The sequence below is a fragment of the Halorussus limi genome (assembly GCF_023238205.1).
Classification (GTDB): Archaea; Halobacteriota; Halobacteria; order Halobacteriales; family Haladaptataceae; genus Halorussus; species Halorussus limi.
Map to the genome: position 1 here is coordinate 834063 of NZ_CP096659.1, position 11755 is coordinate 845817.

Sequence of the window (11755 nt, forward strand, 5' to 3'; positions counted from 1 at the left end):
GGGTTCGGAGCGGTTCGCTCGACTCCGCTACTCACCGCGGACAGCCGCGACACCGAGGTCGAGGACGAAGAGGAGTGCGCAGACCGCTATCCCCGCGAGCGTCAGGAGTTCGGGGAGCTTCATCCACGCGGGGAAGACGAACGCGGCGTAGGCCTCGGCCTGCTCCAGCGTGCTCTGGAGCGAGTTGACGCCGCTGTAGCGACTCCGGAGTTCGGTTCCGGGGACCGTCTCGTGGTCCTCTTCGGGGACTGAGAGTCGGTCGGCGGTGTAGGGCATCTGGACGCCCTCGTACTTCCAGACCACCTCGCCGCGCGGGCTTATCTCCACGACGCGGTTGTTGAACGTGTCCACGATGAGCGTGTTACCGTTCGGGAGGCGGTCGGCGTCGCGGGGCCAGTGGAGGAGACCCCGGCCGCCGTACTGCCAGACCACCTCGTCGGTCGTCGCGTTCAGTTCGACGACGCGGTCGTTCTCGCTGTCGGCGACCAGCACGGTCCCGTTTCGTAGCTTGTAGGGGTTGTGCTGGTGGTCGAGGACCTCGGTTTTTCCGGGTGCGCCGACTACGTTCGTGATGTTCTTCGTCTCGGGGTCGACCTCGATTACCACGTCGAAGTTCCGAATCGAGAGCTGGAAGTTGCCGTTCTCCAACTTGTCGATGTCGTTCACGTGGGTCCAGTCCGTCTCGCCGCCGTGGTTCGGCGGGCCGCCGTACCGCTCGCGGAAGGCGGTGCCCTCGCCGAGGTGGTTCTCGGCCTGCCACTCCCAGACGATGCCGCCCGACTCGTTCACGACGAACGCTCGGTCGTTGCCCATGTCCACGACGGCGGTGTTGCCGTTTTCGAGTCGGTCCACGTCGTGGACCTCGTGGTGAGTGATTTTCTCGTCGTACCACGAGTAGTTCCAGACGACGTTCTTGGTCTCGTAGTCGAGTTCGAGGACCTTCGCCTCGATGCACTGGTCCGACTCGACGACGAGTTGGTCGGCCGGGCACTTCGCGGGCGGAAGCTTGGTCGTCACCGCCACGAGGAAGTTGCCGTTGTCCAACTGCTCGGCGTCGAACACCCGCGAGTTCGGCGGGTCGTACCGCCAGACGACCTCGTCGTTTTCGTTCAGTTCGAGGAGTTTCCCGTCGAGGCCGTAGCTCTGGACGCTGATGAGCGTGTGGCCGTCGTACTTCCCCTCGTCGGCCGAGGTCGCCGACACGCCCTGATTCGCGGCCAAGCCCTGCGCGCCGAGCGCCAGTCCCAACAGAAGTGCGACCCACGCGAGATACCGCATCCGCCGTCGTCGCTCCATGAGTTTCCCTGCCGACTCGTCGGATTAATGGTTGCCGGTTCGGCCCGCCGACTCCACCGAACCCGCCGACGCCGACAGAAGAGCAAAGTACCATGACACCGTATGGCACGATATGGGCGTTTGGGGTTGGATCGTCCTCTACGTACTCCTCTTCTCGCTCCTCCAGTTGCTCATCTACCGATACCTCCGGAGCGACGAGGACGCGCCGCTGTTCCGTTCGACGCCGCCGAACCGGGAGACGTCTCCCGTCGAGGAGGTCCGAGAACTCGACGACCGACAGCGAAGCGACGACCGGCAGCGAAACGACGACCCGTCGGTCGTCGTCTGCCCGCGGTGCGGTACGGAGAACGACACCGGGTACACCTACTGCCGGAACTGCGTGAATCCGATGTCGGCGCGGTAGCGCTCTCGGAACGACAGTCCTTTCTCGATAGCACGCCTCCACACGTCCGAATGCCCCGCGCCGTCGCCATCAACGTCGGAGCCAACACGAACGCACCGGGCGTCCGCGGTCCCATCTACCCCGACGGGCGCTTCGAGTTCGTACCCATCCCGGAGACGTCGCCGACCAGCGACCCGGTGCCGACCTACGCCGACCTCGACTTAGACACCGAACTGCCCGAGGAAAGCGCCGACGCGCCGGTCCACCTCGACCCCGAGTTCGCCGAGTATCCCGAGTGCGAGGCTTACACCTACGGCGACCCGTACGGGGTGAAGGCACGGCCCCTGCTCGACCTGCAGGAGGGCGACTACGTACTCTTCTACGCGACGCTGACGACCAGCGGGTCCCCGGCGCGCGAGTGGATTGCACCCGACTGGGGCGCGTACCTCGTCGGCCAGTTTCGTCTCGCGCGCGACCCCGTGTCCGGCGAGGAGTACGCCGACCTCCCCGAGGCGGAACGCCGGCGGTTCCGGAACAACGCCCACGTCAAGCGCGAGGAGTTCGACGCCGCGGTCCTGCTCACGGGCGAGGCGGACGAGTCCGGCCTCTACGAGACGGCGGTCCCGCTGAGCTCGCCCGAGCAGGGGGCGACGGCCAACCGCCTCGTCACTGACCTATCGAGTGATTCCGGGAAAGGACCGTGGTGGCGGCGACCGATGCGGTTCGGTGAGAGCGAAACTGACGAGGTGCTGGACCTCGTCGCGAACGGCTACGAGTAGTGGATTGGCGGAAGTGATGGACGTCAGGAATAGTAAGCGAGCGGAAGTGGCGGACGAGCGGAAATACTGGAAAGGCAGAGTGAGACCCCGTCACGCTGAGGTCGGCGACCCCACAAGGCATTTGCTCGCGGACGCGAAGGTACGGTCGATGTCGAGGCGCTGGATTGGGGCGGTCATCGTGTGCGTCCTCCTCGCTGGCTGTGGCGGACCGGCGACCGACGGCGACGGAACTGACGACGCGACGACTGCGACGACGAGCGCCGAGCGCGTCGTCGCTCCGCCGCCGGGGAACGCGACGGCCGAGAGCGCGCCGAACGGAACCGAGACGGTCGGAGCCGAGACGAACGTGACGACGGCAAACGCGACGGCTGCAAACGCGACGACCCGAGAACAGGTGGCGACGTACGACAAGAACGTGGATTACGAACTCCGCGTCTCGAACGCCGGGCCGACCGCTCGGACCGTCGCCGTCCGCGTCGTCGCCGCGAACGATTCGACCGTGGCGTTCGAGGTGTCGCTCGACCTCTCGGCCAACGAGTCGGCGGAGCGTGACTTCGACTTCCCGGCTCCCGGAACCTACGAGGTGTCGGTCGAAGTCGGCGACGCGAGGGCGACCGAAGAGTGGGAGGTCGCCGCGCGGGACCCGGAAGACGCGCTCTCGGTCCACGTCTCCGAAGACGGCGAGGTGTATCTCGGCTACGTAACTATCTGACGCTCGAAAGGGAGTGCGCCGGCCGGGAATTGAACCGGAGCCAGACGTTCCGACTCGCTTCGCTCGCGGGCTGCGTCTGGCAGGGTTCAGATTCCCTGCGCGTTTCGTCTCACTTCGTTCGACAGAAATGCGCCGACCGGGAATTGAACCCGGGCTATGAGCTTGGGAAGCTCATGTCCTACCACTAGACCACCGGCGCGTCTATACCTAAATTCGCCCCTGTCGTGCGATTTTCTGGTATCCGCATCAAGACTCAATGAGCCTGTTCTATATAAAAACCCGGACCATAAGCTCCCGGCTTATGGTGACTCGTTGAGATATTTATACTCGGTAGTATCTTCCACCTCTGTCGCTACTCAAATGGGTTTGCTACCCCACAATCCGTACAGAACCTAAGTTCTGACTCACTACCAACTTCGTTCGAGTCGGCTGGAATGTGCGCCACCGGAAAGTCTTCTAGGTCCCGTGGTCGGTTCTGAAGATGGTGACACGTCTGGCTTGCGTGGAATAGTGGGTCCTCGCGGTATACACAAAACCAGAACCGTTTCATGTCTACCTGAGCTTCGTCGTTCGCGTTCGCCGCCATATCGCTTGCACAACGCCCTCCTATATAAAGGTCGGATTAGATACTATTCACCGTGTTTAAACAAGAACTACTAGACCAACAGAATTTCCGTCGTCTTCGTTCATTGGAGTATACATTCCCACTTTGTACGGGCCTCTATCGCGCCTACAGGCGAGAGAGTAGGGGTAGGCTCGGGAAGGAGGGATGTATAGTTAGAACCGCGTAGCATCCATCTCTCGTCCATATTCAGAGCTCGTAGAGGCCATAAATATACTCGGTTCGCGGATTCCTCTTTTACAAGAAATCTGAGAGCGAAGAAGGCTTGTGCTGGTCTGGGATTTTTGGCTCCTCTTTTCTAGAACTAGTGATTATGTTTTTCTTCCGCAACCACGGAACAAGATGCTCAAATCCCCATGCGACACTGGGACGTGAGACATCATTTGATTGGCCTTTCGTCTGGTCAGTAAGTTTCCGAAGTCGGTCCTCTGAAGGATTAGATGCTGCGATACGGAGAACGATGTTCATCGGTTGGTCACGTCCTTGCTTTCTGTATTTTATCCTGTTCTGTGCCAATTTCACTGGATGGAAGTTAAATCGATAGTTTATGTCCTCTACGATAAATTGGAGCGCATATATCCATAGCAGAGCTAAGCGCCCGTATTCCATGTCCTGTGCGTTCGAGTTTGGCGGAAGCTCATCATGTAATCTCTGCAGTTGTGATGGAAGTTTATCTATTTCCCAAGTGGCCTCCCAGATATCATAGATTGCATCTAAGAAGGCTCTTCCACTTTCTTCACAGGCTAAAGCACGTTGTGTATCACGGAATACGGAGAAGAGCTCTGGTTCCTCATTACCTATTGCCCACATGAAGTCATCTGAATCTTTACCACGGCCACCCTCACCACTTGTTCGCTTGACGACAACCTGACGGCTATTAACCGTAATTAGACAGTGTTCCCGTGGACCTGATTCAAATGTAGAGATTTTTTTATACCCTGGCACTTCATCTCGTGCCCATTCCGTTTGTGCAAGTTTACGCCGCTCTCGGGAAGCTTTATAATGTGGTTTTGGATTATCTTTATGAAGTGGGTGAAGCTTCAATAGAAAATAGATGGATGAGCCACTACTATGCTCGGTAGCGATACTCAGCCCAAGTGTGCTACAACGTCGTAGTAGCTCATTGATTTCCGATTCCTGAATACTATCCTCAATTGCTAAAACAAGACTACCTGGTGACACAGCACCGGAGTTGAACGTAAGAGTATTCCCACTAATACTATACTTTGGCCCCTGAGTGACCTCATAAGTAGGTTTTAACCGAGTATGGCTCTCTACACTCATATTACTACCTGTAGGTAGTCGGCTACAGAGTGACCAAATTTTCTTAAAACTACTATCGACCGATGTGTTGGAATCTGCATTTATAGGGAAATATATGGAGTAAATCGGTCCACTGGGGTCCATAGTCTGCCATCCATCCCGGTGAATTTCATATCTGTCATTGCTGTCACCGTCAAGGAAGGGGCCGTGCTCAAAGGGATGGGAAATATTAAAAACCCCTCGTCTTTCAGGGGGTGCATCTTGAAATACGTCCGGTGCGGTAGTTGCTTGCTCGTCCCAGAACGCCCCGACGTTATCACAATATCTTACATCCGGATTAGTAATATCGGAAATCTCTCCGACAGCCTCTATAGTAGCGGCTCGCTGTGCTACTATCTCGATATTAATCTCCTCGCCCAATGGAACAATAAAACACGGGTTCTCTTTACGGAAACAATTAATGACTGTCTCTACATCTCCGATGTTCCCCTTTGAGAGGTTTGAGAGCATTGAGTCTCTACCAGAAACGGGATAGCGGTTAACTTGACCGTGAGAAAACGACCATCCAAGTTGGTTAGTGTCATAGAGTTGGTTCTTTATTAACCACGCAAATTCCCGGCGAACGAGAGATTCCGATACCTCTTTTCGAGGGCGAGCAAGGTAAAGGACAGGAGCAGGCATGATTGATGTCTAGGAGTATCACTAAGTACTCTTGGGTTCCTCAAATACCTACTGAAAGAATGTTCCCCTGATGGTGTTCTGGTAGGTGATGGTACAATCTACTACACATCCATTAGAACTCGGTTTCATGGCGAATATTTTATTGGTTGTTTGGGATTCGCGGTAGCTAGAAAAATGATGTGGAATAACCTTCGTCATCAGAATCAATGGTGGCGTTACCGTAATTGTTTATACGCCGTATGGTGTATCGTGGTTGGTCTGGCTCCGCCTCCTCAATGATGAGCCGGAGAGGATTAATTACCGTTGGTCGAGTCCGGGTACAATATTTCTCTGACCACCTACTTGGATTTGACGTACACATCTCCCACAGTTGGCTATTGAAGTCAAACTGCCGTGTGTACTGTTCTGGTCGACCTTCCGTATAGAGATAGAAAGCATCAGTCGGCCATGCAAGCTCATCATTTTCGATGCACTCATCGAAAGACGTAACAGAAAGCCACTCTCTCTCAGCGTCAAGTCCGTGCTTTCGGAGCTTCTTTGCGTTACTCGATGGGGTCTCTGCATGAAGATACTTAACAGCGGCTTCGAGTACATCTGCACCATCAGAAGCTGCCTCCTGTGAAGCGAAAAGGAACGACTGCTTGACCGGCGCGCGGTCCTCGTCTTCAGGGGGCATTCCATCCTCAGTCTTCGGTTGAAGAACGACTGTGTGAATCCCAAACCGGTCTCCATGCGTCCGCTGAAGGTCAATGAGCGGTTCAATAACACTTGGCCGTGTTTCCGTTTCGAGGGTGATGGATTGCCTGATAGCAACGATTAACGCACCAAATAATACTGCGTCTCGGTCTGGGCCGTCCGTTTCTTTTGCTGTACCCCACTCACCTAGCGTTGCTTGTGTGGGGGTATCGAGGTCACTAACACATTCTGTTAGGGTACTAGCTGTGACTCTTTCACTGAGACGAGTGAATAATTCCACTGGTGATAGTTCATCAAGTAGTTCCTCTGCTATCGCTTCAAATTCACCACTGGCGATGTCTGCCTCGGTATTTATAGACGTTCCTTGACCTAATCCTTGTATCACATTCGGCTCGTCGAGTGTCTCTAATAGCGCAGCTACTATCGCGGCCGGTGAACTTGAAGCTGCATCTATCAAGCTATCTAACTGCGATTCACTCCCTGAAATAACATCTTCGCAAGAGATATCCAGGTTCTCAAGAAGTACTTTAATTGGTAGGGTAGAACGCAGTGCTGCTATTAACGGGTCGGCATTTGTTGTTTTATTATTGCTACACCATCTCTCAACCACACTCTCTGTATCAGCTTCCGCGAGCGCCGACCATAGGTCATGAATGTCCTTAACGTCCCGAGCTTGACTTCGTAACGTAGTGAAGAGCCAGTTTACATAGCCGTGATGCCGTAAGGCCCATGTCGCCTGTGCATATCGTTGTTTCCGGTCTTCTAAGGAGAGGTGTTCTGATTCACCGCCGAACCATGCTTGCTCAATTGATTCATGGCGGCTTCCATGAAGCGAAATATAGTCTGGGTTAAGTTCAAAGCCGATAGTACGGCGGTCCATAAGGTCGCCAACTGCTAGCGTTGTCCCTGTACCAGCGAATGGGTCTAAAACAGTATCTCCTGGTTTAGTGGACATCTCAATCATTCGCTCAACAAGCGCAGCAGGAAAGACGGCATCATGATTTAGGTCGTCATCACCCCATCCACCGGTCATCTCGGCAGGAATGTCCCATACGTTCGGGTAGGTCGCACCGTCCGGTGAATAGTTGTATGTGTCGCTTATCCACCATTGCTTCAACTGCGTTGGGTCGTAGATTCGAGCGTCTTCGTTGACCTCGAACTCCTCCGATTTTTTGAATATTAGCACATACTCGAAGACATTACGAACACCGTCACGCTCGTCATTCGACTTCTGTTTGTCCCAGATAACCTCATTATGGCAAATCCAAGAATCATCAGTTGGGTCGTAGCGCCATTCATCGCCGTCTTCATGGTCTTCAATATTTGTGCAGTAGAGTTCTCCAGTCTCACCGTTTCGACGTGCACGGTCCCCGCATTTCTCGCAGTGCCGCTTGTTTTCAAGATTTTCCAGTGCCTCAATAATATGGGACTTTATATCGACGATTCGGCCATTAAACTGCCTATTATTAATGTTCAACCATAATGACCCATCTTCGGCAGTTACCTCGTAAACGTTTTTGAAGACCTTACGAAGGTCATCGAGATACTGGTCATAACTATCCCCTGAGCCAATCTGTTCATCATATCCGTAATCTTTAATATCCGCATAAGGGGGAGACGTGACAGTTGCGTCAACTAAAGAGCTAATTTCATCATCGTCAAAATAGTCCGCCAGAGTCTTAGCTAGTTTTCGGGAATCCGCTTGATAAACCCCATAGCGGTCATCCGACACAAGAGAATCATTGGAGGACATGTGTTTCCCTACGCTTTCTCGGCAGACATTATTTATGCTACGGTCTGTTGCCCTCTTAGTGTACACTACTGTTAGGAAAGCGATGGTAACGAAGAAGCAGGATTGATAACCCCGGATGTTTCTGAATAGAGTATGACCGGCCTTACAAACGGGGTGACGGCTTCCCGTGAGGAGATTCTCCAAGCTACAAACAGACTTTTAGGGAAGACGTTTGGTGATATCGACGCAGAAATCAACGGAATGGCCGATGATGAGCGTGCACGGTCGAAGCACGGTGTCGCAAATGTTATCGAAGAGGGGTATTTCGATATTGCTATTAATAACGATGCACGACCGGATTTTACAGACGAGGGTATTGAACTTAAAGTAACACCCCTTCGACGGACAGGAGGAAATGAACTTCTCCGGCCTAAAGAGCGCCTTGTTCTTTGTATGTGTGACTATACCGAAATCGCAGAAGCAGACCACTGGACAGAGGTACCTGCGCTCCAGAAAAAGCTCTCTTCCGTTCTCATAATCTGGTATATTCACATTGTTGGTCAGGACCGTGCCACGTACCCTATCGTGTGGTGGGATTTATGGGAGCCAATGGACGACCCACGATGGCGAGAACAATTACAGGAAGACTTCGAAATATGCAAAGAAAAAGTCATGAACGGCGAGACACCAAGTGAAAAGCACACAACCTTGCTCGGCACGTGCCCGAAGCACAGTGGCGGGTATGACCATGAAGACCCTGCCTCGTCACCCCGCCATGCCCGTGTCTCCTCAGACGCACACCCTATACTCGACTATGCCGAAAAACGGGGCTGGTCGATTGGAATGGGTGGTGCAATGGAGATTTTCCAAGAGGCAACTGGCCTACAAAAGGCGTCTCGGGGTAGGGCGAGTGGGATTGAAATCGAAGAGCTCTGGGGAGAAGCTCAAAAGAAGGCCCCGCATGATGTCCGCAGGTTCTCAGAGTCGTTCCCAGAACTGTAGAGAACGGCAATAGTCAATTGTATTATCTCTATTTGGGATTATTCACAGACCTCATCTGGGTCGTAATTCGTATAGCAAACTTCTTGCCGTGAACCAGTTCCCTTACCAGCAAGCGTCTTTTCCTCATCCGAATGCAGCCACCATCCTTCATAGAGATTGTCAAATAGTTCACATTCATAACCGGATACTGCACAATAACCCTCCACGTCTTGCAATGTCTCTGCTAGCTCTCGGTGGTCCTCGGTATTCATTTCGTAGTGATATTGACCGGTGCTGGTACGTGCTTGAGGGGGATAAGGTGGGTCAAGGTAGAACAGAGTCTCACTATCGTCATAATCACTTATAATCTCTAAAGCTGGGCGATTTTCGATTTGGACTCTTGACCGCAATCTACTGTCAGTCATTCGGTCGTGAGTTTGGCGAATTTGGTCAATTCGGTGTTCCCATGATGAGAGGACTGCTGCTTTCCCACGACGAATATTCGAGATGTCACGTCGCCATGACCCACCTTCTACCGCATTGAAGGCTTGAGCGTTTCGGACAAGAAAGTAGAATGCTCGCAAGACATTATCCTCGGGACAGCGTTTGTGAGCCTCTTCGAACAGCTGTCGTGAGTAGAAGGATTTGTCGGTTAGAAGTGTTAGAAGTTCGTCCTCCTTTCTGAGGACCACATCAAGGAAATTATAAAGCTCACTATCAATGTCGTTCCAAACTTCGATGGGTGAAGGTTCTCTACTCCAGAGGGTGACACCACTCCCACCATAAGGAAGGACAAATCTCTTGACATTCGGTAGGAGTGAGTGGAGAAAATTTAGATGATTATACTTGCTGCCATAACGTTGGATGGGCTGAATCCGTGCCATAATTCGTTTTAAGGATGATAACTTTCTTTAACGGATTCTATATAGTTCTCCCGCTCTCGGTTCTTCCGAGTCTATGGTTACTAACTAGAGTGCGAGAATAATGAAAGTTCCGCTAGTTTCTGAATAAAATGTTCTCTTCTGCCAGCTCAGTTTACCTATTCTTCATTGAAGTAGATTGTTATTCAGAATTAAATCTCAGAGCAGAATGAGAGTTCGTTCTGGTGAATACGAGAGGTGCTCGCTCTTTTACTCTCCTGTATCCCTGTGCTCTCATCACCGACCATGAACGTATATATTTTAATACGAGTAGAAGAGGGTAGAGCCACAGTCGGTGAGGAGAATTGAAGATTTGCGCTGATATGACAGAGGGATGGAGTTCGCATAGGCTGTCCCTAAACAAGTTAGCATTCTCACCGAGGAACCGAGCTGTAACGAACGGTGAGATGGCCTGTGGGATTGCGGCCTTCCATCACTGAAAATTGAAACCGAATGGTCGCTCGCCGGAGATACTCCACGTCTCGCTCACCCGTTCAAACCACCAGAGCCGAAGAGACAGACGAACGAGACCGTGTTTCTAATATAGCGAGGGAGAGCATGACCTTGACAGAGAAGATACTTCTGACGTTCCTCAGTGAGATTACCACCTCTCGGTTTCATCGAGCTTCGAGACGTGAGACTCCCAATCTATACGTGACCGAAGCGTCCGAGCGTTCAACCGCTTCTCTCGGCGCTGCACCTACCGAAACATCAGACACTCGTATCAGTGGGCCAGCGCGGAGTTGAACCACGCACGCATCGGAGGCCACCATGTCAGATGAAGCAGGAACGGACGGACCTCCCATGACCTACCCGGATGGCCCGCGAGTCGCATCACGGCTCCGCTGTTACCGTGAGGATTCTACGAGGTCTACTATCGCCTCTTGCACGACCGGCACCCATTCGCGTTCGGCGACCGTCCGCTGTGCCCAGTGAAGCGAGATAACCACGGGCGGTGTCGTTTTGAACCCCGAATGCCCGTACTCTTCTGAGACCTGGACTCGGCGTGCTTTATCTTCCGTGACCCCGAGCACCTGTAGGGTTCGTCTCGTCGCCTGCATTCCGAGCGTGACGACACCGACCGGGTTTACGGCCTCTATCTCTGCATCGAGGTAGGCGCGGCAGTGCTCAAAACTCTCCTCTGTCTCCGCCGCCGGAATCCCACGACTAGTATCCTTCTGCGTCGGACACTTGATGGAGTCGGTTATCCAGACGTCGTCGATACTGAGTTCCATAGGGTCGAGCAACTTCTCGATGAGTTGCCCGCCCTGCGCATTATTGAATCGCGGCAGCCATTCGTCGTTGTACTCCGCCCAGTCGTCGTGCTGATTCCACTCAACGGGATGCCGAGGTTCGTCAGTGACGAAGAGTAAATCGCCCCCGGGGTTCGACAGGCCCGGATTCACGAACGACCCCCCGGAGCATTCGTGAGCACTACAGCCCTCGCAGTGCCCCTCCCCCCGTCGTGCATTCTCAACGGTTCTCTGTAGTCGGCTGTGCATCGAGCATCGCTACAATCGTTCCGAATAAAGATGTAACTCTGGTGTTAGATACGGATACTCCCGATATTAAGGAAGACGACCGTTTTCTCTTCGATACCGAATATCACGTCAGAATACTAGAAATAGAGTGATGACACTCAACCGAGGGTAGGCGGGTGGAAAAATCCGCTACTAGTATACTAGTAGTAG

At 53.4% G+C, this 11755-nt stretch carries 9 protein-coding genes and 1 tRNA gene; 4 read left to right on the forward strand and 6 right to left on the reverse strand.

Annotated features, from left to right (window positions below; genetic code table 11):
- Positions 1–27: 27 nt before the first annotated feature.
- Positions 28–1296 carry an aryl-sulfate sulfotransferase gene (locus M0R89_RS04370; RefSeq protein WP_248651347.1) on the reverse strand — a complete coding sequence of 423 codons (1269 nt, stop codon included), beginning with the start codon at positions 1294–1296 and terminating at the stop codon, positions 28–30.
- A gap of 112 nt (positions 1297–1408) precedes the next feature.
- Between M0R89_RS04370 and M0R89_RS04375 the strand changes: the two genes are divergently transcribed.
- From M0R89_RS04375 to M0R89_RS04385, 3 genes are all read left to right on the forward strand, one after another.
- The gene (locus M0R89_RS04375; protein WP_248651348.1) at positions 1409–1699 is read left to right on the forward strand and encodes a DUF7577 domain-containing protein; all 291 of its coding nucleotides are present in this window, start codon (positions 1409–1411) and stop codon (positions 1697–1699) included.
- Positions 1700–1749: 50 nt separating this feature from the next.
- Positions 1750–2457 (forward strand): Nmad3 family putative nucleotide modification protein, encoded by a 708-nt coding sequence (locus M0R89_RS04380; RefSeq protein WP_248651349.1) that lies wholly within the window; start codon positions 1750–1752, stop codon positions 2455–2457.
- A 148-nt stretch (positions 2458–2605) separates the two neighbouring features.
- Positions 2606–3169, forward strand: a complete 564-nt coding sequence (locus M0R89_RS04385) for an Ig-like domain-containing protein (protein ID WP_248651350.1) — start codon at positions 2606–2608, stop codon at positions 3167–3169.
- Positions 3170–3297: 128 nt separating this feature from the next.
- Here M0R89_RS04385 and M0R89_RS04390 read toward each other — a convergent pair.
- The 3 genes from M0R89_RS04390 to M0R89_RS04400 all read right to left on the reverse strand — a co-directional run bounded on the left by M0R89_RS04390 (position 3298) and on the right by M0R89_RS04400 (position 8184).
- Positions 3298–3368 (reverse strand) — tRNA-Gly (locus M0R89_RS04390).
- Between the two features lie 660 nt (positions 3369–4028).
- Positions 4029–5735, reverse strand: coding sequence for a hypothetical protein (locus M0R89_RS04395; RefSeq protein ID WP_248651351.1), 1707 nt, complete (start codon positions 5733–5735; stop codon positions 4029–4031).
- Positions 5736–5901: 166 nt separating this feature from the next.
- Positions 5902–8184 carry a DNA-methyltransferase gene (locus tag M0R89_RS04400; protein ID WP_248651352.1) on the reverse strand — a complete coding sequence of 761 codons (2283 nt, stop codon included), beginning with the start codon at positions 8182–8184 and terminating at the stop codon, positions 5902–5904.
- 132 nt (positions 8185–8316) lie between these two features.
- On the opposite strand from M0R89_RS04400, the gene M0R89_RS04405 reads away from it, so the two are divergent.
- Complete coding sequence (locus M0R89_RS04405; protein WP_248651353.1) at positions 8317–9165, forward strand: MutH/Sau3AI family endonuclease; 849 nt, start codon at positions 8317–8319, stop codon at positions 9163–9165.
- A 38-nt stretch (positions 9166–9203) separates the two neighbouring features.
- Here M0R89_RS04405 and M0R89_RS04410 read toward each other — a convergent pair whose 3' ends face one another.
- Positions 9204–10028 carry a DNA adenine methylase gene (locus M0R89_RS04410; RefSeq protein WP_248651354.1) on the reverse strand — a complete coding sequence of 275 codons (825 nt, stop codon included), beginning with the start codon at positions 10026–10028 and terminating at the stop codon, positions 9204–9206.
- An 884-nt stretch (positions 10029–10912) separates the two neighbouring features.
- The gene (locus M0R89_RS04415; protein ID WP_248651355.1) at positions 10913–11470 is read right to left on the reverse strand and encodes a uracil-DNA glycosylase family protein; all 558 of its coding nucleotides are present in this window, start codon (positions 11468–11470) and stop codon (positions 10913–10915) included.
- Positions 11471–11755 lie beyond the last annotated feature (285 nt).